Annotated in this window: 20 protein-coding genes and 1 pseudogene; 7 read left to right on the top strand and 14 right to left on the bottom strand. The window is 65.4% G+C overall.

Annotated features, from left to right (window positions below; all coding sequences use genetic code 11):
• The first annotated feature begins 108 nt into the window (after positions 1 to 108).
• Complete coding sequence (locus P6U27_RS02655) at positions 109 to 978, top strand: DMT family transporter (protein WP_407120395.1); 870 nt, start codon at positions 109 to 111, stop codon at positions 976 to 978.
• Positions 979 to 984: 6 nt separating this feature from the next.
• Here the strand turns inward: P6U27_RS02655 and P6U27_RS02660 are convergent, their stop codons facing one another.
• Together P6U27_RS02660 and gloB are read right to left on the bottom strand one after the other, a co-directional pair.
• Positions 985 to 1,407: a cupin domain-containing protein gene (locus P6U27_RS02660; RefSeq protein ID WP_027577422.1), complete on the bottom strand. Its 423-nt coding sequence runs from the start codon at positions 1,405 to 1,407 to the stop codon at positions 985 to 987.
• Positions 1,408 to 1,430: 23 nt separating this feature from the next.
• Entirely contained in the window at positions 1,431 to 2,198 is a 768-nt protein-coding gene (gene gloB / locus P6U27_RS02665) for a hydroxyacylglutathione hydrolase (RefSeq protein WP_209296067.1), read from the bottom strand.
• Between the two features lie 108 nt (positions 2,199 to 2,306).
• Between gloB and P6U27_RS02670 the strand changes: the two genes are divergently transcribed.
• Complete coding sequence (locus P6U27_RS02670) at positions 2,307 to 3,053, top strand: class I SAM-dependent methyltransferase (protein ID WP_122400528.1); 747 nt, start codon at positions 2,307 to 2,309, stop codon at positions 3,051 to 3,053.
• Positions 3,054 to 3,190: 137 nt separating this feature from the next.
• On the opposite strand, the gene P6U27_RS02675 is transcribed toward P6U27_RS02670, so the two are convergent.
• The 5 genes from P6U27_RS02675 to P6U27_RS02695 form a co-directional block, all read right to left on the bottom strand.
• Positions 3,191 to 3,955, bottom strand: a complete 765-nt coding sequence (locus tag P6U27_RS02675) for a DUF4167 domain-containing protein (protein WP_122400529.1) — start codon at positions 3,953 to 3,955, stop codon at positions 3,191 to 3,193.
• 462 nt (positions 3,956 to 4,417) lie between these two features.
• The gene (gene prmC, locus P6U27_RS02680) at positions 4,418 to 5,299 is read right to left on the bottom strand and encodes a peptide chain release factor N(5)-glutamine methyltransferase (RefSeq protein ID WP_407193644.1); all 882 of its coding nucleotides are present in this window, start codon (positions 5,297 to 5,299) and stop codon (positions 4,418 to 4,420) included.
• 3 nt (positions 5,300 to 5,302) lie between these two features.
• Positions 5,303 to 6,388, bottom strand: a complete 1,086-nt coding sequence (gene prfA / locus P6U27_RS02685) for a peptide chain release factor 1 (protein WP_407193645.1) — start codon at positions 6,386 to 6,388, stop codon at positions 5,303 to 5,305.
• 57 nt (positions 6,389 to 6,445) lie between these two features.
• A complete protein-coding gene (gene ptsP, locus P6U27_RS02690) occupies positions 6,446 to 8,713 on the bottom strand; it encodes a phosphoenolpyruvate--protein phosphotransferase (protein WP_122400532.1) in 2,268 nt (755 codons plus the stop codon).
• A gap of 376 nt (positions 8,714 to 9,089) precedes the next feature.
• The gene (locus P6U27_RS02695; RefSeq protein ID WP_122400533.1) at positions 9,090 to 10,346 is read right to left on the bottom strand and encodes an aspartate kinase; all 1,257 of its coding nucleotides are present in this window, start codon (positions 10,344 to 10,346) and stop codon (positions 9,090 to 9,092) included.
• A 151-nt stretch (positions 10,347 to 10,497) separates the two neighbouring features.
• On the opposite strand from P6U27_RS02695, the gene P6U27_RS02700 reads away from it, so the two are divergent.
• The 3 genes from P6U27_RS02700 (at position 10,498) to P6U27_RS02710 (ending at position 12,823) form a co-directional block, all read left to right on the top strand.
• Positions 10,498 to 10,965 (top strand): PH domain-containing protein, encoded by a 468-nt coding sequence (locus P6U27_RS02700; RefSeq protein WP_122400534.1) that lies wholly within the window; start codon positions 10,498 to 10,500, stop codon positions 10,963 to 10,965.
• Positions 10,966 to 10,979: 14 nt separating this feature from the next.
• Complete coding sequence (ubiG, locus tag P6U27_RS02705; RefSeq protein WP_162500077.1) at positions 10,980 to 11,747, top strand: bifunctional 2-polyprenyl-6-hydroxyphenol methylase/3-demethylubiquinol 3-O-methyltransferase UbiG; 768 nt, start codon at positions 10,980 to 10,982, stop codon at positions 11,745 to 11,747.
• Between the two features lie 176 nt (positions 11,748 to 11,923).
• Positions 11,924 to 12,823, top strand: a complete 900-nt coding sequence (locus tag P6U27_RS02710) for an EamA family transporter (RefSeq protein ID WP_122400535.1) — start codon at positions 11,924 to 11,926, stop codon at positions 12,821 to 12,823.
• A gap of 208 nt (positions 12,824 to 13,031) precedes the next feature.
• Here the strand turns inward: P6U27_RS02710 and P6U27_RS02715 are convergent, their stop codons facing one another.
• From P6U27_RS02715 to P6U27_RS02730, 4 genes and pseudogenes are all read right to left on the bottom strand, one after another.
• The gene (locus P6U27_RS02715; RefSeq protein WP_407193646.1) at positions 13,032 to 13,508 is read right to left on the bottom strand and encodes a DUF1178 family protein; all 477 of its coding nucleotides are present in this window, start codon (positions 13,506 to 13,508) and stop codon (positions 13,032 to 13,034) included.
• Positions 13,505 to 14,383: a carbon-nitrogen hydrolase family protein gene (locus P6U27_RS02720; protein WP_122400537.1), complete on the bottom strand. Its 879-nt coding sequence runs from the start codon at positions 14,381 to 14,383 to the stop codon at positions 13,505 to 13,507. The genes P6U27_RS02715 and P6U27_RS02720 overlap by 4 nt, the downstream gene beginning before the upstream one ends.
• Positions 14,380 to 14,655: a glutaredoxin 3 gene (gene grxC, locus P6U27_RS02725; protein ID WP_122400538.1), complete on the bottom strand. Its 276-nt coding sequence runs from the start codon at positions 14,653 to 14,655 to the stop codon at positions 14,380 to 14,382. Before grxC ends, P6U27_RS02720 begins: the two co-directional genes overlap by 4 nt.
• Before the next feature lie 47 nt (positions 14,656 to 14,702).
• Positions 14,703 to 15,501: pseudogene (locus P6U27_RS02730) on the bottom strand (ComF family protein).
• Between the two features lie 202 nt (positions 15,502 to 15,703).
• On the opposite strand from P6U27_RS02730, the gene P6U27_RS02735 reads away from it, so the two are divergent.
• On the top strand, positions 15,704 to 16,573 hold the full coding sequence (locus P6U27_RS02735; protein WP_162500536.1) for a methyltransferase domain-containing protein: 870 nt from the start codon (positions 15,704 to 15,706) through the stop codon (positions 16,571 to 16,573).
• Between the two features lie 61 nt (positions 16,574 to 16,634).
• On the opposite strand, the gene P6U27_RS02740 is transcribed toward P6U27_RS02735, so the two are convergent.
• From P6U27_RS02740 to P6U27_RS02750, 3 genes are all read right to left on the bottom strand, one after another.
• Complete coding sequence (locus tag P6U27_RS02740) at positions 16,635 to 17,045, bottom strand: (deoxy)nucleoside triphosphate pyrophosphohydrolase (RefSeq protein WP_122400541.1); 411 nt, start codon at positions 17,043 to 17,045, stop codon at positions 16,635 to 16,637.
• Between the two features lie 245 nt (positions 17,046 to 17,290).
• Complete coding sequence (gene argJ / locus P6U27_RS02745) at positions 17,291 to 18,532, bottom strand: bifunctional glutamate N-acetyltransferase/amino-acid acetyltransferase ArgJ (protein ID WP_122400542.1); 1,242 nt, start codon at positions 18,530 to 18,532, stop codon at positions 17,291 to 17,293.
• A gap of 103 nt (positions 18,533 to 18,635) precedes the next feature.
• The gene (locus P6U27_RS02750; protein ID WP_122400543.1) at positions 18,636 to 19,544 is read right to left on the bottom strand and encodes a peptidylprolyl isomerase; all 909 of its coding nucleotides are present in this window, start codon (positions 19,542 to 19,544) and stop codon (positions 18,636 to 18,638) included.
• Positions 19,545 to 19,898: 354 nt separating this feature from the next.
• Here P6U27_RS02750 and secA point away from each other — a divergent pair, with 354 nt between their 5' ends.
• Complete coding sequence (gene secA / locus P6U27_RS02755; RefSeq protein WP_122400544.1) at positions 19,899 to 22,742, top strand: preprotein translocase subunit SecA; 2,844 nt, start codon at positions 19,899 to 19,901, stop codon at positions 22,740 to 22,742.
• Positions 22,743 to 22,778: the final 36 nt, after the last annotated feature.

The raw sequence follows: 22,778 nt of genomic DNA on the forward strand, positions 1-22,778 counted from the left end.
GGGGCGCCGCGACAGCGGCGAACTATGGTGCGCAATTGCGCACCTGAGAATCTCGAGATTCCGGGTCTGGCGCTATGCGCCATCCCGGAATGACAAGGGCTCCCTCGAATGACTCCCCGCACTGCCACGCTGATCGGATTGACCGCGATCCTGATGTGGTCGCTGCTCTCAGTGATGACGGTGGCGACGGGAAAGATCCCGGCGTTTCAGCTCGCTGCGATGACCTTCGCGATTGGCGGTGTCGTCGGCCTGCTCACCTGGATCGGGCGGAGCGGGGCGGCGAAAAGCCTTAAGCAGCCGCTCGTGGTCTGGGTCGTCGGCGTCGGTGGCCTGTTCGGCTATCACGCGCTGTATTTTCTCGCGCTGCGCTTCGCCCCGCCGGCCGAAGCCGGCCTTCTGAATTATCTGTGGCCGCTATTGATCGTGCTGTTCTCGTCATTCCTGCCCGGTGAGCGGCTGGCCGCGCATCACATCATCGGCGCCGTGCTCGGCCTCGTCGGCACCGTGCTGCTGTTCGCCGGCAACACCTCCGGCTTCGCGCCGGGCGCGGTGCCGGGATTGATCGCGGCCTTCATCGCCGCTTTCGTCTGGGCAAGCTATTCGGTGCTATCCCGTCGATTGAAGGCGGTGCCGACCGATGCCGTCGCGGGCTTCTGTCTCGCCACGGCCATACTGGCCGCGCTGATGCATGGCCTGCTTGAAACCACGGTCTGGCCGGAGACCACGGTGCAATGGCTCTCGGTCATCGCACTCGGCATCGGCCCCGTCGGTGCCGCGTTCTACGCCTGGGACATCGGCATGAAGCGCGGCGACATCCGCGTGCTCGGCGCCGCCTCCTACGCGACGCCGCTGCTCTCGACCGGATTCCTCATCGCTGCCGGTTTTGCCAAGGCCAGCACCAACATCGCGATTGCTGCGATCCTGATTGCCGGCGGCGGCCTGATCGCGGCGAAGGACATGGTGCTGCGGAAGAGGTGAAGATCACTACGGTTCCCAGCCCGCCGGCGCGAGCTCGAAGCCTGCGAACTCGAACGCGGGCGCCACGGTGCAGCCGACCAGCGTCCATTCGCCCGTGGTTTCCGCCATCTGCCAGGCATTCGCCGGCACGATGGCCTGCGGCCGCTCGCCGCTGACGAGGTCGGTGCCGAGCCGTACCTCGTGCTGCGAGCAGCCGTCATGGGCGATGCGCAGCATCAAGGGACTGCCGGCGTAATAGTGCCAGGTCTCGACCGCATCGACGCGATGCCAGTGCGAACGCTCGCCGCGCGCGAGCAGGAAGTAGATCAGGGTCGAGCGCGAACGCCCGTTGGCGTCCGTGGCTTGATCGCGAAACGTTTCGCGGTAATGCCCGCCTTCGGGATGCGGCCGGAGTTCGAGGCGCGCGATGATCTCGGCTGCGGTCGGCATCGATGCCCGCCAGGATTTGTTCTTCAGGACTTGTTCTTGCGCTCGCGGAGTTCGCCGAACACTGCGGCGGGATCCGCGCCCTTCATGTGCAGCTTGGCCGCGACCGCCGGCTCATCGGCGCGCAGGAACACGTTTGCGCGCTTCTCGTCACCCAGCAGCGAGGGAATGGTCGGCTTGTTCTCGGCCCGGAGCTTCGTCACCTCCGCGGCGCGCGCCTGCAGCGCCGCATTGTCCGGCTCGATGGTGAGAGCGAACTTGACGTTGGACGCCGTGTATTCGTGGCCGCAATAGAGCTTGAAGTCGTCGGGCAGGGCGCGCAGCTTCAGGAGCGAATCCCACATCATCGGATAGGTGCCCTCGAAGACGCGGCCGCATCCGATCGAGAACAGCGTATCGGCGGCGAACACCGCCTTCTCATTGTCGAACACGTAGGAGATATGGTCGAGCGTGTGGCCGGGCGTCTCCACGACACGCGCCAGCAAATTGCCGATCTTGATCACGTCGGCGTTGGCGACGCGCAGGTCGACATTCGCAATCTTCGTCGTCTTGTCGTGCGGTGCGACGACGCGGCAATTGTATCTCTGCTTGAGTTCGGCAACCCCCCCGACATGATCGCCATGATGATGGGTGATCAGGATGTCGGTCAGCTGCCAGCCCTCGCGCTCCAGGGCCTCGAGGATGGGACCGGCCTCCGGCGCGTCGATCGATGCCGTCGCTTTGGTTTCCACATCGTGGATCAGATAACCGAAATTGTCGTTTAAACAGGTGAAAGTACGAATTTCGGCGGCCATGTCATCTCCATCGCGCCCAGCCCCGGCAGACAAATATGGCGTTAACGTTGCGCAGGCAATGCAATATTCCGCGCGCAGCGGCGCCCTCGCGCATGTTACATTGCCGTCATGACCATCGACGTCGTCGACCTCCGCGAGTTCTACTCCCGCCGCCTCGGGATCGTGGCGCGGCAAATGATCAATCGCGGCATCAGGGAACGCTGGCCCAACGCCGCGGGCCAGCGCGTGCTCGGCATCGGCTATCCGACGCCCTATCTGGGGTTGTTCCGCGAGGACGCCGAGCGGTGCATCGCCTTCATGCCGGCGGCCCAGGGCGTGCTGAAATGGCCGACGGGCCGGCCGGCGCTGGCCTCGTTGGTGGATGAGTTCTCGCTGCCGCTTCCTGACGCTGCCGTCGACCGCATCCTGCTGGTCCACGCGCTGGAGATGTCGGACGATCCGGCTGCGCTGCTGCGCGAAGTGTGGCGGGTGCTGGCGCCCTCGGGGCGCGTCATCGCCGTGATCCCGAACCGGCGGGGGGTTTGGACCCGCACCGACAGCACGCCGTTCGGCCACGGCCGGCCCTATTCGCGCTCGCAGATCACCGAGCTCTTGCGCCAGACCTGGTTCACGCCGACCGCCTGGGGCGAGGCACTGTTCATGCCGCCTTATGCCGGCGGCTGGGTGTTGAAATCCGCGCAGATGTGGGAGCGTGCCGGTGCGGCGTTGTCGCTGCCCTTTGCCGGCGTCCATATCGTGGAGGCGACCAAGCAGGTCTACCGCGCGATCCCCGCCAAGCGCGAGCGCGTACGGCTCATTCCCTCGCTCGCGAAGCCGGTGCTGGTGCCGTCCTCGACGACGGTGACGCGGAGTTAGCTTCACCTCTCCTTACGGGCCTGACGGGACGGGTGATCCGTGCCCGTGCGTTCCCATAAATTCAACCAACGCACATCGTCACAAACAAATCGTCCCGGCGAGGCCGGGACGATCCAGATCAGAAAATCAGAAGGAGCTTACTCGCCCGGGGCGACCTCGTCGCTGGACGCGGCGGGAGCCGCTTCGCGCTCGGGACGCGGCCCATGCGGCCGGCGCCGCCGGCGCGGATAGCGCTCGCCGCCACCGCCGCCCTCGAAGCCGCCCTGGCCGCCGTTCACCTGCGGCTGCGCGCCGGTGATGAAGGACGGCAGGCGGTCGACACCGCCGGCATCGGCTATGACGGGCTGCGGCTGGTTCGCGGGCTGCGGCTGCGGCTGATATTGCGGCTGCGGACGATGGTCGCGTTCGCGGTGCTCGCGCGGCTGCTGGTTGTCACGCTGGTAGGGCTGCTGGTTGTCTCGCGGCTGGTGATCACGCTGGTGGTGATCGCGCTGCCCATCGCGGTCGCGCATGAAGGGCTGCTGCTGGGGCTGCGGGACGAAACCCGGCTCCTGGCCGAAGGCCGAGAAATTCTCGCCGTCGTCCTCGCCGTCGTCGCTGCTGCTGATGGGCTCATCGCCGCGCGGTTGCTGGTTCTGGCGGAACTGCTCCTGGGCCGCCGCGATCAGGCGGAAATAATGCTCGGCGTGCTGGTAGTAGTTCTCGGCTGCAACGGGGTCGCCGGAAGAGCGCGCGTCACGCGCAAGCTGGAGATACTTTTCGGCGATGTGCGAAGCGGTGCCGCGAATCTTGATGTCGGGTCCGTTGGATTCGTAGACCCGGGTCATCGGGTTCTGGCCGCGTCGGTTGTTGTTATTGTTGTTGCGGTTGCGCATCCGCTGCTTGTTTTGACCGTTTCTCATGTCCTGCCTTTAATTCCAGCCCTAAAGATTGCACGCATACTGATTGCTAGGAGTGACCTGGTGCCAGCGGCTCACACCTCTCGCGCGCACCGCGCGCAAAAGCGGATCGAACCCTGCCGATGTTCGTCGACCGTCGCGTTCAACAAAGACGCGTTCCCCACTCGCCAGCATACATTGCCAGCGAACCCATTCATTTCGCTTGCCGAAACAAGCCCAGCTTTCTTGCGTCAGTCTTCAAGCGCAATATCTGGCTTTCGTTCACGTTGCGGTCGGAGAGCAGCGCAGCTCCACTGGCCATCGCGCTCAACAGGACCTGCGGCTTGGAACCTTTAAATCAGTAAAGCTCTCGCCCGAGAGCCCGGCTTTCGCCCGTAGGTCTACGGGGCCGGCACCGATGTGTTGAACGGAACGTAGTCGTTCCCAGGCGATATTCCAAGAGGTTTTTGCAGCCCAAACCGGCTTTTATGGGGGCATTTTTCGGGCCGAAACCGCCCGTGGAATGCCTGCCAAGTCGGCCTTGGGTGGCCTGTCCAGCGATAACGCGGCGCCCCTCATCAAGGTTTCAATATTTTGGGCCTGGCCCTGTCCGGCCTCGACGATCAGCGCCCCGCCGGGGGCGAGGCGCTCGGCCGCCTGCGGGATCAGGGCGCGGTAGGCGTCGTATCCGTCATTGCCGCCGTCGAGCGCCAGATGCGGATCATGCTCGCGCACCTCGATGCTCAATTTCGGAATCTCGCCCGAGGGAATATAGGGCGGGTTCGAGACGATGAGATCGAACGGGCCGCGGAGCGCCGCCGCATAGGAGCAGGCGACGAAGGCGGCGCGGTCGGCGAGGCCGAGCGCCGCGGCATTGTTCCTGGCCGTTTTGAGCGCGTTCAGGCTGAGGTCGGTGCCGACGCCGAAAGCATCCGGAATTTCGTGCAGCAGCGCGAGCAGGATCGCGCCCGATCCGGTGCCGATGTCGGCGACGCGGGGCGGATGGGACGCCTGCCGCTCGCGAAAGATTTCGAGCGCAAGCTCGACCACGGTTTCGGTGTCGGGCCGCGGAACCAGGGTTGCTTCCGACAGGCGGAAGGGCAGGCCCCAGAATTCGCGGGTCCCGAGAATGCGCGCCACAGGCTCGCCAGCGATGCGGCGCTGCGCATGCTGCGCCAGCCGCGATGCTTCGGCTGCGGTGAGAGGACGGGCCGCCTGCGTGGCCAGGCCGGTGAGGTCGAGGCCGAGCGCCGCACTGATCAGGGTGCGGGCGTCGAGCTCGGCTTCGTCGAGCTGTGCCGATTTCAGCTGCGCAGCCAGCGTACGCCGGGCGCGCTCGATGGATTGTCCGGCGAAAGGGTTGCTCACGCTTCAGGCCGCCGCGCCCTGCGCAGCGAGCTGTGCGGCCTGGTGCTCTGTCGTCAATGCGTCGATCAATTCGCCCAGCGCTTCACCCGCGATCACCTGCGGCAGCTTGTAGAGCGTCAGGTTGATGCGATGGTCGGTGACGCGCCCTTGCGGGAAATTATAGGTGCGGATGCGCTCGGAGCGGTCGCCGGAGCCCACCTTCTCCTTGCGCTCGGCCGAGCGTGCGGCGTCGACGCGCTGGCGCTCGGCGTCGTAGATGCGTGAGCGCAGGATGTTCATGGCCGAGGCGCGGTTCTTGTGCTGCGAGCGGCTGTCCTGCATCATCACCACGATGCCGGTCGGGATGTGGGTGATGCGGATCGCCGATTCGGTCTTGTTGACGTGCTGACCGCCCGCGCCTTGCGCGCGCATGGTCTCGATCCGCAGATCCTCGTTCTTGATGTCGACGTCGACGTCTTCGACCTCCGGCAGCACGGCCACGGTCGCTGCCGAGGTGTGGATGCGCCCCTGCGTCTCGGTGTCGGGCACGCGCTGCACGCGGTGCACGCCGGATTCGAATTTCAGCTTCGAGAACGCGCCGCGGCCCTGCACCTCCGCGATGACTTCCTTGTAGCCGCCGACCGTGCCTTCGCTCGCCGAGATCACCTCCACCTTCCAGCCCTGCAAGGCCGCGAAGCGCTCGTACATCCGGAACAGGTCGCCGGCGAACAGCGAGGCCTCGTCGCCGCCGGTGCCGGCGCGGATTTCCAGCACCACGTTGCGGTCGTCCATGGCGTCCTTGGGCAAGAGCGCGACGCGGATCTTCTGGACCAGTTCCTCGATTCTGGGCGTCAGCTCGTCGCGCTCGGCTTCCGCCATGCTCCGCATCTCGGCATCGGTGGCGGGATCGGCGATCAGCGCCTCGGCGTCGGCGAGCTCCTTGACCGCGGAACGATAGGCTTTCACCGCCTCGACCAGCGGCGTGATCTCGGCGAGCTCGCGCGTGATCTGCACATATCGCTCGGAGGTGAGCTGCCCGAGCGATTCGGCCTCGAGCGAGGCGTGATGCGCGAGCAGGACGTCCAGTTTTGCTTCGGGGAGTGACGACATCGGTTCGGTCTCAAAGGGCGGAAGAAGGCGAGGCGGCAGGGAGCAGCGGCAGGTCCGCTACAACGCAAGGCCCTCGGCCTCCGCAAATTCCGTCAGCTTCTGCCGGATCGAGACGCTGCCCGCCGGCGCATCCAGCAGAGGGTTGAGTATGGCTTCGGCCTTCTTGGCGTCGAGGTCGAGCACCATCGCCTTGACCGGGCCGAGCGCAGTCGCCGAAAGCGACAGCGAGCGGTAGCCCAGCGCGATCAGCGCCAGCGCGCCGATCGGCTTGGACGCCATCTCGCCGCAGAGCGACAGCGACTTCTGCGCCGCGTGCGCCTTGCGTGCGATGTCGCGCAGCGCGCGCAGGATCGGCGCCGACATGGTGTCGAAGCGTTCGGACACCTTGGCATTGCCGCGGTCGACCGCGAACAGGAACTGGAACAGGTCGTTGGAACCGACCGAGATGAAATCGACCTTCTTCAGGAGCTCGTCGAGCTGATAGAGCAGAGCCGGCACCTCGACCATGGTGCCGATATCGATTCTTTCAGGCAGCGTGTGGCCGTGCTGGCGCAAGTAAGTGAGCTCGCGCTCGACCAGCGCCTTGGCTGCGTCGAATTCGGCGACCTCCGAGATCATCGGGAACATGATGCGCAGCGCGCGGCCGCCGCCGGCGCGCAGCAGCGCGCGGATCTGGCCGCGCAACAGGCCGGGGCGATCGAGCCCGAGCCGGATCGCGCGCCAGCCGAGCGCGGGATTTTCTTCGATCACCGCTTCCATATAGGGCAGCGCCTTGTCGCCGCCGATATCGAGGGTGCGGAACGTGACCGGCTTGCTGCCGGCGGCATCCAGAACGGTGCGATAGAGCGCGAGCTGGTCGCTGGTGCGCGGCAGGCTCTGGCCGACCATGAATTGCAGCTCGGTGCGGAACAGGCCGATGCCGGCGCTGCCGGTGTCCTCGATATGCGGCAGGTCGATGGCCAACCCTGCGTTGATCATCAGCTCGACCTTCTGGCCGTCCTTGGTGACGCAGGGCCGGTCGCGCAACGCCAGATACTGTGCCTGGCGGCGGGCCCGGAAGCGCACGCGCTCGGCGAAGGCGGCCTCGATCTCCTGCGACGGGCGCACATAGATCGTGCCGGAGGTGCCGTCGACGATGATGGGGTCGCCGGGATCGGCGATGCCGGGGGCGTTCGGGACTTCGCCGACGGCGGGAATGCCGAGCGCACGTGCCACGATCGAGACGTGGGAATTGGCGGTGCCTTCCTCCAGCACGATGCCGCGCAGGCGCTTGCGGTCGTAATCGAGCAGCGCCGCCGGGCCCATGGCGCGGGCGATGACGATGGCGTTGTCGGGCAGTTGCTCGCGTGATGGCGCATGATCCTGGCCGACGAGCTGTCGCATCAGGCGGTAGCCGAGATCCTCGAGATCGTGCAGGCGGTCGCGCAGATAGGGATCGGTCGAGCGCAGCATGCGCGCGCGGGTGTCGGACTGCACACGCTCGACGGCGGCCTCCGCCGTGAGGCCGGTGGCGACCGCCTCGTGCAGCTTGTGCGACCAGCCCTGGTCGTTGGCGAACATGCGGTAGGCTTCCAGCACGTCGCGATGCTCGCCGCCGTCGGCGACGTCGCCGCGCTCCAGCATGCGGTCGAGATCGGCGCGCAGCTTGGCCAGTGCGCTGTCGAGCCGCTTGATCTCCTTCGGCAGGTCCTCGGCGATGTAGTCCTTGATGACGACGCGCGGCTCGTGCAGCACGACGTGGCCGAGCGCGATGCCTTCCGAGAGGATGGCGCCGACCTTCTGCGCGGAATGGCGTGCGGCCGGCTCCAGGCCGGGCTTGGCGAGCGCCGACAGCTCGCCCGAGGCGATCAGCTCCGCCAGCACCATGGCGGTGGTTTGCAGCGCCTCGAGTTCCTCCTCGACATAGTTGCGCTTGGCGCGATTCTGCACCACCAGCACGCCGAGCGTGTTGCCGGCGCGCAGGATCGGCACGCCGAGGAAGGAGTGATAAATTTCTTCGCCGGTTTCGGGGCGGAACGAGAAGGCCGGGTGGCTCTGCGCATCGCTGAGGTTGAGCGGCGTCGCCTCGCTGGCGACGAGGCCGACGAGGCCCTCATGGGCGCTGAGCACGGTGTGGTGCACCGCCTCGCGGTTGAGGCCTTCAGTGGCGTAGAGCTCGAGCGTGTTGTCGACGCGCAGCACGTAGACCGAACACACCTCGGCCACCATGTTGGCGGCGATCAGCACCACGATCTTGTCCAGCCGCTCCTGGGCCGAGACCTGCTCCGCCATGGTTTCGCGGAGCCGTCTCAACAAGACGCGGGGACCTCCCGACGCGCTCCGCATGAACCGTCAATCTCCTCCGTCTGCCGGACCCGGCGATATCGGCCGGCGGCTGGCCCAAAATTCCAGAAAAACAACCAAATTGTTTGTCCGGCGCAGGCACAAGCCCAAAAATCTACTCGAGATTTGGCACTTGTACCGAATCAGCGCCGCCTGAACTGGGACACAGTCTGCGGCAGCCCACCCTGTCCGCCGTATAGCGAATTGAGGCTTGTTTTGCCAAGCAAAACGCCTGCCAAACGCGAAGGTGTGTACACCCCAGCGTTTGCTGCGACCGCTAAGAGAAAATTAGCCCAGGCATGGTCCGGAAAAGTGCGGAGCGGTTTTCCGGAAAGACCATGCTCAAACGACGATCTGAAGCGCGACGACGGGTCGTGCTTTAGGCCTGGTCGAGGCCGTAGAGCGTGTGCAGGGTGCGCACCGCAAGCTCGGTATAGGCGGTGTCGATCAAGACCGAGAATTTGATCTCGGAGGTTGTAATGGCCCGGATGTTGATGTTCCGCCCCGCAAGGGCCGAGAACGCCTGGGCGGCGACGCCGGCATGGCTGCGCATGCCGCTGCCGATCACCGAGATCTTGGCGACGTCGGTGGCGGTATCGAGCCGTGCATAGCCGATCTTGGCCTTGGCCGCGGTAATCGTCTCCTTGGCGCGGGTGTAGTCGGCCGCCGGCACCGTGAAGGTGAGGTCGGTGGTCTTGCCGTCCTCGGAAACATTTTGCACGATCATGTCGACGTTGATGTTGGCCTCCGCCAGGGGGCCGAAGATCGAGGCCGCAACGCCAGGCTTGTCCTCGATGTGGCGCACCGAGATCTGGGCCTCGTCCTTCGAAAAGGCGATGCCGGTGACGACGTGGCTTTCCATGATCTCCTCCTCGCTGCAGATCAGCGTGCCGGGCGGCTGGTTGGCATGCGGGTCGATATCCTCGGGCTTGTCGAAGCTCGAGCGGACGAAGATCGGCATGTTGTGGACCATGCCGAGTTCCACGGAGCGGACCTGGAGCACTTTGGCGCCCTGCGAGGCCAGTTCCAGCATGTCTTCGAACGCGATCTTGTCGAGCCTCTTGGCCTTCGGCACGATTCGCGGGTCGGTGGTGTAGACCCCGTCGACGTCGGTGTAGATATCGCAACGGTCCGCCTTGACGGCGGCGGCGATCGCCACGGCCGAGGTGTCGGAGCCGCCGCGGCCGAGCGTGGTGATGCGACCCGTCTCGGGGGTGATGCCCTGGAAGCCGGCGATGACCGCGACCTCCTTGCGCTCCTTGAAACGCTTGATGATCTCGCTGCCGTCGATGTCCTCGATCCGGGCCGAGGCATGGGCGTCGCTGGTCTTGATCGGGATCTGCCAGCCCTGCCAGGAGCGGGCCTGGATGCCCATGCCCTGGAGCACGATGGCAAGAAGGCCGGAGGTCACCTGTTCGCCCGAGGCGACCACGGCATCGTATTCGCGCGCATCGTGCATCGGTGAGGCCTCTGTGCACCAGGCCACCAGCTCGTTGGTCTTGCCAGCCATCGCCGAGACGACCACGGCCACTTCATGGCCGGCATCGACCTCACGCTTCACATGGCGTGCGACGTTGCGGATACGTTCGATGTTGGCGACGGACGTGCCGCCGAATTTCATCACGAGGCGGCTCATGACGACGCGTGCATTCCTTCATAAGGATCAGTATGGTGACCCGCACCGGACATGCCTCACGGGCACCGACCGCGCGTATACAGAGCGGCGGGGCCCGGGGCAAGCGGGTTCCTGCGGGGGCAGGGTGCGGGGGAGTGGGTTAACCGAGATCATGGCGCGCTATATCGACGAGATCCTGCAACCGGGCGAGCGGGTGCTGTATTCGACCAATGCGCACTGGATCTTCTACTTTCCGGCCATCGTGGCCTGGATCGTGGCGCTGGTTTTGTTCATCCTGTCGCGGCAGGCCACCGCCGAGGGGCTGGTTTTGCTTTGCCTCGTCGCCTCCGGTCTCGTGGCTCTGGCGGCCCTGTACTGGACCATCAAGGGCTGGTTCCATCGCTTCACCACCGAGACCGACGTCACCAACCTCAGGGTCGTGCACAAGACCGGTTTCATCAGGCGCCGAACCTTCGAGATGGCGCTCGACAAGGTCGAGAGCGTCGACGTCGACCAGACCATTCTTGGACGTATTCTCAACTACGGCGACGTGACGATTCGCGGCGTCGGCGAGGGGATCGAGACGATCAAGACGATCGCCTCGCCGCTCGCTTTCCGTAGTTCGATCACCACGCGGTAGGACCGCGCGTAACCATGAGCATGCAGCAAAATACTTCCCTCTCCGCCCAGCCGGGCTCGACCGTCGACGCCGCCGAGATCGCGAAATTCTCAAAACTTTCGGCGGAGTGGTGGGACCCCAAGGGCAAGATGGCGCCGCTGCACCGGATCAACCCGCTGCGGCTCGGCTATATCCGCGACGCCGCCTGTCGCAAGTTCGAGCGCAACGTCCGCAGCCTCAATTGCCTCGGGTCCTTGCGCGTGCTCGACATCGGCTGCGGCGCCGGCCTGCTCTGCGAACCGCTGTCGCGCCTGGGGGCTCAGGTCATCGGCATCGACCCTTCGGCGAGCAACATCGCGGCGGCGAAGCTGCACGCCGACAAGAGCCATCTTGCGATCGACTATCGCTGCACCACGGTGGAGGAGATCGACCCGCGCGAGCGCTTCGACATCGTGCTGGCGATGGAGGTGGTCGAGCACGTCACCGACGTCGGCATCTTCCTGAAGCGCTGCGCCTCAATGCTGAAGCCGAACGGCCTGATGGTGGTCTCGACGCTGAACCGCAACTGGAAGAGCTTCGCCCTTGCCATCGTCGGCGCCGAATACGTGCTGCGCTGGCTGCCGCGCGGCACTCACGAATGGAACAAGTTCGTCACGCCGGACGAGCTGACCAAATATCTGCTCGACAACCGCCTCGTCATCACCGAGCAGACCGGCGTCGTCTACTCACCGTTCGCCGATAAATGGAGCCTCTCGTCCGACATGGACGTGAACTATATGGTGGTCGCGGAAGCGATGGTGTGAGGCTGTGGCGCGATCTGTTTCTCCACAGTCGCTGTCGTCCCAGCGAACGCACTGCGTTCGCAGGGACGACACCGAATTTGTTGCGAGAGCATCGCACCCATGACACCCATGCGGTTGACCAGTGAGTCTGTTCCCGTCACGGTAATCGCTCTGTTTGTCTAACCTTTCCACCCCCCATGCTCACCATCGCCAGCCTCTGGATTCCCTTCACGATCATTGCTGCGCTGGGCCAAGTCGCGCGCAATGCGATGCAGCGGTCGCTGACGAAGCCGCTGGGGACCTGGGGGGCGACCAATATCCGCTTCCTGTTCGGCTTCCCGTTCTCGCTGCTGTTCCTCGGCGTGGTGCTGGTCGCGACCGGCGATCATATCGGCATGCCGCCGGCCGTGTTCTGGCCTTGGCTGCTGCTCGGGGCGCTCAGCCAGATCGTTGCGACCGGCCTGATGCTGCTCGCGATGAACGACCGCTCCTTCGTCGTGACCACGGCTTACCTCAAGACCGAAGCGATCCAGACCGCGATCTTCGGCTTCGTCTTCCTCGGCGATCATCTGACCTGGCTCAAGGTGCTGGCGATCGTGATCGCGACCGTCGGTGTCGTCATCACCGCGCTGCGGCCCGGCGGAGAGAAGAGCTTTGCGGAGTTGAAGCCGACCATCACCGGCCTCGTCGCGGCCGCGGCCTTCGCGCTCTCCGCGGTCGGTTTTCGCGGCGCCATCATCACCGTGCCGAACGTGTCGTTCGTGACGGCGTCGTCGTTCACGCTGGTGCTCGGCCTGTTCGTGCAGACGCTGGTGCTGACGATCTATCTGCTCTGGCGCGCGCCGGACGTGTTGCGCGGAATCCTCGGCATGTGGAGGCCGTCGATGCTGGCGGGCTTCACGGGCGCCTTCGCCTCGCAGTTCTGGTTCCTGGCGTTCGCGCTGACGGCCGCCGCCAACGTCCGCACGCTCGCCTTGATCGAGGTGCTGTTCGCGCAAGGCGTGGCCTACTATTCGTTCAAGCAGCCGATCGCGCCGCGCGAGCTTGCAGGCATCGCGCTGATCGTGGTCGGTGTGGCGGTGCTGGTGGGCGTCTAAAGCGCGATGCGATTTGGATGAATCGTCATCGCGCTTTAGCTTGTTGTTTGCGCATGATCTTTTCGGAAAACCGCTTCGCACTTTTCCGGATCATGCTTTAACTGGCTGTCATTCCGGGGCGCCCGAAGGGCGAACCCGGAATCTCGAGGAACTCAGGTGCGCAGCTGCGCACCTGAGTTCGCGCTTTGCGCGCCCCGGAACGACGGTGCTAATTTCGGTCTTCCGGCAGCGTCGGCAGCGGCGAGACCTCGATGCCTTCGTCGATCAGCGACTTCGCCTCGTCCGGCGAGGCCTCGCCGTAGATCGGACGGTGCTCCTTGTCGCCATAGTGCATGGCTCGAGCTTCCTTGGCGAAACGGTCGCCGACATTGTCGGCGTTCTTGACGATGTGATCGCGCAGTTCCTTGAGCTTGGCGCGCAGCTCGCGCTCCTGTGCCATCAGCAGCGAGGTCGGTCCGGACGGTGTAGTGTCGGGTGTGGCCGCAGCCACGGCTTCCGGCGGAGGCGTCGCGCGACCCTTCTTGCCGACGATGCGCGGCGCCATGATCGCCTTGCCGACCTTGGCCGAGCCGCAGATCGGGCAGGTCACGAGCTTTCGCTTCACCTGCGAATCATAGGCCGACGAGCTCTGAAACCAGCTCTCGAAGTCGTGGCCGCGGTCGCAGCGAAGCGCGTAGCGGATCATGCCGAGCCCCGCACGAGGTGCAAATGGTCAGGCCCCGCCTTGGGATCGGAGACGCCGAAGCGGCGGCCGTGCTGGAGCGATGGAATGGCGCGGCGCGCCGTCTCGACCTTGGCCGGGTCGACCTTGGCCATGATAATGCCGGGCTCGACGTCGCCCTCGGCGAGGATCTCGCCCCAGGGATCGATGATCAGCGAGTGGCCATAAGTCTCGCGCTTGTTCTCGTGCAGCCCGGCCTGCGCCGCGGCAAAGATGAAGCAGCCGGTCTCGATCGCACGCGCGCGCAGCAGCACGTGCCAATGCGCTTCGCCGGTCTTGCGGGTGAAGGCCGACGGCACCGTGATGAAATAGGCGCCGCTCTCGGCGAGAGCGCGATAGAGTGCCGGGAAGCGCAGATCGTAGCAGATCGTCAGCCCGATGCGGCCCCAGGGCAGATCCGAGATCACGGCGGTCTCGCCCGGCTGGTAGTTGGCGGATTCGCGATAGCTCTCCCCGTCCGGCAGCTCGATGTCGAACATGTGGATCTTGTCATAGCTCGCGAGCACATTGCCCTCGGGCCCGATCAGGAAGGAGCGGTTGACCGCCTTCTCCGGCGAGAAGCGCAGCGCCAGCGAGCCGACATGAAGGTGGATCTTCAGCTCCGCCGCGAGCGCTCGGTACGCCTTCAGCGAAGTGTCGTCCTCTTCGCTCTGCAGGTGCTCGAACAATGCCTTGCGGTTCAGCTGCATCATGTTGCTGACTTCGGGCGTCTGCACGTAGTCGGCGCCATTGGCCGCAGCCTGCCGGATCAGCCTGGTCGCCTGTTCCAGGCTCGGCCCGGGCAGCAGGCCGGTGCGCATTTGCACCATGGCGGCGGTGAAGGTGCGATTCTCGCTCATATGGCGGCCTTGATGCTCTCGAGCATGCCGTCGAGCTTGCCTTCGCGATCGAGCGCATAGAGGTCGTCACAGCCGCCGACATGGGTGCCGCCGATCCAGATCTGCGGGAAAGTCGAACCTTGGCCGGCGCGGCCGTACATTTCCTGGCGCCAGGACGGGTTCTTGGCGACGTCGAACTCGGTGAAGGTCGCCTTCTTGCGGGTCAGCAGCGATTTGGCGGCGGAACAATAGCCGCAGCCCGGCCTCGTATAGATCTCGACAGCAGCAGTCATCTCGTCAGGCGCTCTCATGTCATGAATTCATTGAATTATATGGGACTTCACCTGACCTCCACAACCCGGGCAAACACCAGCACGTCGACCTGGGCTGCCTTGGCGCGGAGCAGGGCGCGCGCGCAGGCATCCAATGTCGCACCCGAGGTCAGGACATCGTCGATCAGGACGATGCGGCGGCCCTGGATCTCGGCTTGACGCTCGGCAGATACCTGGAATGCGCCCTGCACATTGGTGGCGCGCTGGGCCCGCGACAGGCCGATCTGCTGCTCGGTCGCACGCACCCGCCGCAGCACATCGCCCCGCACCCTGATCCCGCTCTGCCGTTCGATGATGCGCGCCAGCGCTCCGGACTGGTTGTAGCGGCGGCGCCAGGCGCGCCGCCAATGCAGGGGCACCGGCACCAGCATGTCGGCGCCCGCCAGCAGCTCGCCGCCGGCGCGCGCCATCCAGCGGCCCATGGCCGGCGCCAGATCGGTGCGGTCCTGATACTTCAGCGCATGGACCAGCGTGCGCGCGACGTCGTCATAGCGCACCGCCGCGCGGGCGCGCTGGTAGGCCGGCGGGCTCGCAATCGCCTCCATCGACAGCATGTCGGGACCGGGATCATAGACGAAGGGGATGCCGAGCCGCGGACAAAAGGGCCGTTCGATGAACGACAGCCGCGCCCAGCACGAAGCGCAAACACCCTCGCCGTCCACCGGCTCGCGGCAGGACACGCACAGTGTCGGCAGCGCGATGTCGAGCGCGAACCGTGCTGCGCGCGACAGCACGCGGCCGCCGGCGGACCAGGCGGCACGCAGCGGTGCGGGGGATGGAACGGGCAGGGGTGGTGTCGGCGTCCATGAGGAGAGGCTAGCGTTGCACCATAGATTGCTCAAGCCGTCGTCTCGTGCCCCGGACGCAGCGCAGCGCTCCTTCAGCGCTGCGCTGCCGAGCCGGGGCCCATCTCACCGCGATCTGGCGCGCATTCCCTGGGTCCGGCTCTGCGCGGCGGCGCCAATGAGCACGGCGCGTCCGGATCACGAGAGTGATTGCCATGGCCGGCATGATCGGCGTAACCAGCGGCATGGCCCAGAACCGACAAACCCCGCCCGCTTTGTTCGATCGTGCCTTGCTGCACGCACGGCAGCGGCGTGCGCAGGCACAAGGTGCCGTGAGCTTCCTGCTCGATCGGGTCGCCGAGGACATGTCAGACCGGCTGGCCGCAGTGATGCGCGAGTTTCACGCTCCGGCTGATCTGTGGACGCCCGGCGAAGGTCTCAAAGTCCTACACGCGCGGCTTCCAGCGATGGCGCGGATCGCGATTGATGCGGCCGGCGCGGAAAAACTGCCTTTCGCACCCGAAAGCCTCGACCTCGTCGTCTCCGCCTTGGCGCTGCAATTCGTCAACGATCTGCCGGGCGTGCTTGCGCAGGTCCGGCGCGCGCTGAAGCCGGACGGGCTGCTGCTCGCCGCGATGATCGGCGGTGACAGCCTGACCGAGCTGCGCCAGGCCTTTGCCGCGGCGGAAGCCGAATGCGAGGGCGGTGTGTCGCCGCGCGTGGCGCCGTTCGCTGACCTTCGTGACATCGGCGCGCTGCTGCAGCGGGCCGGCTTTGCATTGCCGGTGACCGACGTCGACCGTGTCGTGGTGCGCTATGGCAATGCGTTCGCCCTGATGCAGGATCTCCGCCGCATGGGCGCGGCCAATGTGCTGATCCTGCGGCGGCGCACGCCGAGCCGGCGCGCGACGCTGTTGCGGATGGCCGAAATCTATGCCGAGCGCTTTGCCGATGCGGATGGCCGCATCCGTGCGACGTTCGACATCATCTGGCTGTCCGGTTGGGCCCCGCATGCGAGCCAGCAGCAGCCACTGAAGCCGGGGTCGGCCAAGGCGAGCCTGGCGGAGGCGGTGAAGAAGGCGGGGAAAGAGTGACGCGTGTTCCGGCCCCGCCGCAGCGTTCCTACGCTGCTGCGCGTCCGGGGCACGGCCCACCTCACATCAGCAAATCAATCAAATGCGGGATCAGCGGCATGTCCGCGGGCGGCATGGGATAATCGCGCAGCTTGTTGGCGCGGACCCAGGCGAGGTTCTGGCCCTCGCGCGGCGTGACCAGGCCTTCCCAGCGCCGGCAGATGTAGAGCGGCATCAGGAGATGGAAGGTTTCGTAGCCATAGCTGGCGAAGGTCAACGGCGCGAGGCACGGCTCGGCGACGGTGATGCCGAGCTCCTCATGGAGCTCCCGGATCAGGCTCTGCTCCGGCCGCTCGCCGGGCTCTAACTTGCCGCCGGGAAATTCCCAGAGGCCGGCCAGCGCCTTGCCCTCGGGGCGCTGCGCGATCAGAATGCGCTTGTCGGCGTCGACCAGTGCGCAGGCCACCACCAGTGTCAATTTGAGATCGGCCATGCGTGTCTGTCGCTCGCTGACGTTCGTCCGCAACGGTTTGTGTATTTCGAGGTGAGCCCGACGCAAGGGATTTCGGATGCCATGAACGCACTCTTCAAGAAGGCGGTGGCGGATGCGCGGATTTCGGGGTGACGCCAGAGGCGTCATTCCGGGGCGATGCGCCGGCATCGACCCCGGAATCTCGGGCATAAACTTCTGGATTCCGGGTTCTCGCCTCGCGAGCCCCGGAATGACGGCCGTGGAGCCTACGACCTGTAGTCCCCATTGATCGCGACGTATTCCTTGGTGAGATCGCAGGTCATGACGCGGTCGCGGCCCTTGCCGAGGCCGAGCGAGACCAGAATCGCGATCTCCGGCGCCTTCATCGCTTCCGAGACCTGCGTTTCGTCATAGCCTGGATCGCGCGCGCCGTTCTTGGCGACGCGGATACCGTTGAACGAGATCGAGAGCTTGTCGCGATCGGCCGGCTCGCCGGCCTTGCCGACCGCCATCACCACGCGGCCCCAATTGGCATCTTCGCCGGCGATGGCGGTCTTCACCAGCGGCGAGTTGGCGATCGACATCGCGATCTTGCGCGCCGAGGCCTTGGTCTTGGCGCCCTCGACCGTGATCTCGACCAGCTTGCGCGCGCCTTCGCCGTCGCGGGCCACCTGCTCGGCGAGGTTGGCGAGCACCTGGTTGAACGCCTTGACGAACGCCTTCAGGCGCGGGTCGCTGGCACGGCTGATCTTTGGCGCCCCCTGCTCGGCAGCGGCACCTGTCGCAAAGGCCAGCAGCGTGTCGGAGGTCGAGGTGTCGCCATCGATTGTCACGGCGTTGAAGGTGTCCTCGACGCCGCTCTTGAGCAGGGCCTGGAGCGCGGCGGGCGCGATCGGCGCGTCGGTGAAGATGAAGGACAGCATCGTCGCCATGTCGGGGGCGATCATGCCGGCGCCTTTGGCCATGCCGTTGATGGTGACCTTGGCCTTGCCGAGCTTGACGGTGGCGGTCGCGACCTTCGGGAAGGTGTCGGTGGTCATGATCGCCTTGGCCGCGGCCAGGTAGTTACCGGGCTCTGCAGCCTCGGCGAGGCGGCCGAGCACGCCGTCGAACTTGGTCGCGTCCAGCGGCTCGCCGATGACGCCGGTCGAGGCCAGGAAGATCTCGCTTTCGCTGCACCCGACCGCCTTGGCCGCGATCTTCGCGGTCAGCGCGGTGGAGGCGCGGCCGGTCTTGCCGGTGAAGGCATTGGCATTGCCGGAATTGACCACGAGTGCGCGCGCCTTGCCGCCCTTGAGCTTGGCGCGGCACCATTCGACCGGTGCCGACGGGCATTTCGATTTGGTGAAGACGCCGGCCACCGCAGTGCCCTTGTCCATCACCGCCAGCAGCACGTCCGTGCGGTTCTTGTAGCGGATGCCGGCCTCGGCCGTCGCAAGGCGGACGCCCGCGATCACGGGCATGTCGGGAACGTGTTTCGGGGCGAGGGGAGAGACGGAGGAGGACATCGCAGGCGCCTTGGTGGGATCTGGACAAGCAGATGCCCGGCGCGGGGGCCGGGCATCACGAAGGCTTAGATACTCTTCACGTTAGCGAAGTGACAGCGAATTCTTACTTCTTCGCCGGGGGAGCCATCTTGCTGTCGGAAGGCTTGGCGTCCTTGGAGGCATCCGCCGCCGGCTGGTCCAGCCGCTCGACCTTGGCTTCGGTGCGCAGCTTGGCGACGTAATCGGCCTGAGCCTTGCGGGTGACGTAGTTCTCGATCTGGGACTTGACCTGCTCGAAGTCCGGCGCCTTGCGGTTGCGCTTTTCCTCGACCTTGATGATGTGCCAGCCGAACTGCGACTTGACGGGATCGGAGATCTTGCCCGGCTCGAGCGCAAAAGCGACGGCCGAGAACTCCGGCACCATCTGCTCCTTGGTGAAGAAGCCGAGATCGCCGCCATCGGCGGAGCCCGGGTCCTTGGACTTCTTCTTGGCGAGCTCGGCGAAATCGGCGCCCTTATCGAGCTCGGCCTTCACGGCCTTGGCCTCGTCCTCGGTCTCGACCAGGATGTGGCGGGCGCGCACCTCCTGCTCGCCGGTGATCTGCTTGGAGGCCTCTTCATAGACCTTCTTCATGGCGTCCGGCGTGGTCGCGGCCTTGCCCTCGTTGGCGAGCAGGCTGTCCATCAGAAGCCGGTTGCGGGCGAACGCCAGACGCTTTTTGAATTCCTCGCTGTCGGCGAGCTTCTTGTCTTCGGCAGCCTTGCTGACGATCTTCATGTCGATCAGGAAGGACAGGACGTTCTCGTCCTTGGTCGCCGGGTCCATCTGCGCGAGGCTCGGCCCGAGTTCCTCCTCGGCCATGGTGACGTCGCTCTTCTTGATTTCCGTGCCATTGACCTTCGCCAGCACCGGATCATCGGCGGCCCGGAGCGGGCCCGCGAACGCCAGGGACAGCGCCAGAGCGAGGCTGCCAGCCAAGGCGGAGGCATGGCGGAAACGCTGGCCGGTGGTTACCGGGAACGAGGTGGTCATGGAAAATCCTTATGTTGAAGCAGGGGCCTGCTCGAAGCGGGGCGGACACTCGCCCAATTCAGGGGGGCTTGGCAACGCGAAAAGTCTGTCAAAATGATGAATTAGCCGCAATGCGCCCGCCGTTGACAAGGCCCTGACCGGGCCATATCTCTGCCCGGTCGCGACCATGGCGATGGCGTTTATTTTGCTGCGTTTTTGGCCGTTGAACCCAGACTTGCCCAATTCCCACCCATATGGCGGATGACCCCCGCAGTCCGGGCTCTGACGCCGCGAAGCGTCACGGTGAGTTGATAGGCAGACGGGTGACAACTTCTTGGCTGCAACGCGGTTAAATCGCGAACACAGGAACTAAGCATGATCGGCGCGCTCGCCCGCAAGTTTTTCGGCTCCGCCAATGACCGGCGGGTGAAGGGATATCAGTCCCGCGTCAACGCGATCAACGCGCTGGAGCCTGAGCTTTCAAAGCTCTCCGACGAGGCGCTCAAGGCCCGCACCGCGGAATTCAGGCAGCAGCTCGCAAACGGCAAGACGCTGGACGACCTCCTCGTCCCCGCCTTCGCCACCGTGCGCGAGGCCGCCAAGCGCACGCTCGGCCAGCGCCATTTCGACGTCCAGCTGATCGGCGGCATGGTGCTGCATGAGGGCGACATCTCCGAGATGAAGACCGGCGAAGGCAAGACGCTGGTGGCAACGCTTGCAGTCTACCTCAACGCGCTCGCCGGCAAGGGCGTCCACGTCGTCACCGTCAACGACTACCTCGCCCGCCGCGACTCCGGCTGGATGGGCCAGATCTACGGCTTCCTCGGCATGACCACCGGTGTGATCGTGCACGGGCTCGACGATGCCGAGCGCAAGGCGGCCTACGCCTGCGACATCACCTACGGCACCAACAACGAATACGGCTTCGATTATCTGCGCGACAACATGAAATACCGGCTCGAGGACATGGTCCAGCGGCCGCACTATTACGCGATCGTCGACGAGGTCGACTCCATCCTGATCGACGAAGCGCGCACGCCGCTGATCATCTCCGGTCCGCTCGACGACCGCTCCGACTTCTACAACACCATCGACACCTTCATGCCGAAGCTGGAGAAGGTGACCGACTACGAGGTCGACGAGAAGCAGCGCACGGTGACCTTGACCGAAGGCGGCATGGAGAAGCTGGAAACGCTGCTTCGCGACGCCGGCCAGCTCAAGGGCGAATCGCTCTACGACGTCGAGAACGTCTCGGTCGTGCATCACGTCAACCAGGCGCTGCGCGCCCACACGCTGTTCACCCGCGACAAGGACTACATCGTCCGCGACGGCGAGGTCGTCATCATCGACGAGTTCACCGGACGCATGATGCCGGGCCGGCGCTATTCGGAAGGCCTGCACCAGGCGCTGGAGGCCAAGGAGCACGTCGCGGTTCAGCCCGAAAACCAGACGCTCGCCTCGATCACCTTCCAGAACTACTTCCGCATGTACGAGAAGCTGGCGGGCATGACCGGCACGGCGGCGACCGAAGCCGACGAATTGTTCGACATCTACAAGCTCGAGGTCGTTGAGATCCCGACCAACCTGCCGGTCGCGCGTCTCGACGAAGACGACGAGGTCTACCGCACGCAGAAGGAAAAATACCAGGCCATCCTCGCCGAGATCGAGCGCGCCAATGCGCGGCTGCAGCCGGTGCTGGTCGGCACGGCCTCGATCGAGAAGTCGGAAGTGCTTGCCGAATTCCTCAAGAAGAACGGCTACAAGCAGATCGATTTCGGCAAGGAGGGCGCGCTGGACAAGCTCTATGCCGCGGCCCGCGCCGGCAAGCCGGCCAAGCTGTTCGCGGTGCTGAACGCGCGCTTCCACGAGCAGGAAGCCTATATCGTCGCCGAAGCCGGCGTGCCCGGCGCGATCACGATCGCCACCAACATGGCCGGCCGCGGCACCGACATCAAGCTCGGCGGCTCGCTGGAGATGCGCATCCAGCAGGAGACCGCAGGCATTACCGACGAGGCCGAGAAGGCCAGGAAGATCGAGCAGATCAAGGCCGACATCGAGCACTTCCGCGACATCGTGCTGAAGGCCGAGGAGACCGTCGAGGTCGAGCCGGCGAAGGGGAGCAAGTCCGCCAAGACCGTGAAGAAGCCCGGCGGCCTCTACATCATCGGCTCCGAGCGTCACGAATCCCGCCGCATCGACAACCAGCTGCGCGGCCGTTCCGGCCGTCAGGGCGACCCCGGCCGCTCGAAATTCTTCCTGTCGCTGGAAGACGACCTGATGCGCATCTTCGGCTCGGATCGCCTCGACAGCATGCTGCAGCGTCTCGGCCTGCAAGAGGGCGAGGCCATCATCCATCCCTGGATCAACAAGGCGCTGGAGAAGGCGCAGCAGAAGGTCGAGGCGCGCAACTTCGACATCCGCAAGAATCTCCTCAAGTTCGACAACGTCCAGAACGACCAGCGCAAGGTGATCTTCGATCAGCGCGTCGAGCTGATGAAGGACGAGAGCGTCGCCGAGACCATCGCCGACATGCGCCATGCCTTCATCGACGATCTCGTCGCCAAGCACGTGCCCGAGCATGCCTATGCCGAGCAGTGGGACGTCGCCGGGCTCAAGGACGAACTGAAGCGCGTGCTCGATCTCGACCTGCCGGTCGACGAATGGGCCAGGGAAGAGGGCATCGCCGACGAGGAGCTGCTCACGCGCATCGAGACCAAGGCCGACGAGCACATGGCGGCCAAGGTCGCGCAATGGGGCCCCGACGTGATGCGTTACGTCGAGAAGACCATCCTGTTGCAGACGCTCGACCATCTCTGGCGCGAGCACCTGATCATGCTCGATCATCTTCGCCAGGTCATCGGCCTGCGCGGCTACGGCCAGCGCGATCCCTTGCAGGAATACAAGACCGAAGCCTTCAACCTCTTCCAGGAGATGAGCGCTCATTTGCGCGAGGCCGTCACGGCGCAGCTGATGCGCGTCGAGATCGTCCCGCCGGAGCAGGAAGCCCCGGTGCTGCCTGCAATGGAAGCGCACAAGTTCGACCCGAGCACCGGCGAAGACGAGATGGCGCTCGCCAGCGTCACGCTGGCCCCGCAGCACACCGACGCCGCGCTGCGCGACCCCAAGAACCCCGCCAGCTGGGGCAAGGTCGGCCGCAACGAGGATTGCCCGTGCGGCTCGGGCAAGAAGTACAAGCACTGCCACGGGCGGTATGCGTGAGGTTCGAGTGAGGCGGGCCACCGCCGCCTCATTCTC

It is taken from the genome of Bradyrhizobium sp. STM 3566, from assembly GCF_045571445.1.
In the GTDB taxonomy this organism is placed as follows: domain Bacteria; phylum Pseudomonadota; class Alphaproteobacteria; order Rhizobiales; family Xanthobacteraceae; genus Bradyrhizobium; species Bradyrhizobium vignae.

Coding starts and splice junctions, on each gene's coding strand:
- P6U27_RS02655 (WP_407120395.1), top strand. CDS start 109: ATGACTCCCCGCACTGCCACGCTGATCGGATTGACCGCGATCCTGATG.
- P6U27_RS02660 (WP_027577422.1), bottom strand. CDS start 1,407: ATGCCGACCGCAGCCGAGATCATCGCGCGCCTCGAACTCCGGCCGCAT.
- gloB (WP_209296067.1), bottom strand. CDS start 2,198: ATGGCCGCCGAAATTCGTACTTTCACCTGTTTAAACGACAATTTCGGT.
- P6U27_RS02670 (WP_122400528.1), top strand. CDS start 2,307: ATGACCATCGACGTCGTCGACCTCCGCGAGTTCTACTCCCGCCGCCTC.
- P6U27_RS02675 (WP_122400529.1), bottom strand. CDS start 3,955: ATGAGAAACGGTCAAAACAAGCAGCGGATGCGCAACCGCAACAACAAT.
- prfA (WP_407193645.1), bottom strand. CDS start 6,388: ATGTCGTCACTCCCCGAAGCAAAACTGGACGTCCTGCTCGCGCATCAC.
- ptsP (WP_122400532.1), bottom strand. CDS start 8,713: ATGCGGAGCGCGTCGGGAGGTCCCCGCGTCTTGTTGAGACGGCTCCGC.
- P6U27_RS02695 (WP_122400533.1), bottom strand. CDS start 10,346: ATGAGCCGCCTCGTGATGAAATTCGGCGGCACGTCCGTCGCCAACATC.
- P6U27_RS02700 (WP_122400534.1), top strand. CDS start 10,498: ATGGCGCGCTATATCGACGAGATCCTGCAACCGGGCGAGCGGGTGCTG.
- ubiG (WP_162500077.1), top strand. CDS start 10,980: ATGAGCATGCAGCAAAATACTTCCCTCTCCGCCCAGCCGGGCTCGACC.
- P6U27_RS02710 (WP_122400535.1), top strand. CDS start 11,924: ATGCTCACCATCGCCAGCCTCTGGATTCCCTTCACGATCATTGCTGCG.
- P6U27_RS02715 (WP_407193646.1), bottom strand. CDS start 13,508: ATGATCCGCTACGCGCTTCGCTGCGACCGCGGCCACGACTTCGAGAGC.
- P6U27_RS02720 (WP_122400537.1), bottom strand. CDS start 14,383: ATGAGCGAGAATCGCACCTTCACCGCCGCCATGGTGCAAATGCGCACC.
- grxC (WP_122400538.1), bottom strand. CDS start 14,655: ATGACTGCTGCTGTCGAGATCTATACGAGGCCGGGCTGCGGCTATTGT.
- P6U27_RS02735 (WP_162500536.1), top strand. CDS start 15,704: ATGATCGGCGTAACCAGCGGCATGGCCCAGAACCGACAAACCCCGCCC.
- P6U27_RS02740 (WP_122400541.1), bottom strand. CDS start 17,045: ATGGCCGATCTCAAATTGACACTGGTGGTGGCCTGCGCACTGGTCGAC.
- argJ (WP_122400542.1), bottom strand. CDS start 18,532: ATGTCCTCCTCCGTCTCTCCCCTCGCCCCGAAACACGTTCCCGACATG.
- P6U27_RS02750 (WP_122400543.1), bottom strand. CDS start 19,544: ATGACCACCTCGTTCCCGGTAACCACCGGCCAGCGTTTCCGCCATGCC.
- secA (WP_122400544.1), top strand. CDS start 19,899: ATGATCGGCGCGCTCGCCCGCAAGTTTTTCGGCTCCGCCAATGACCGG.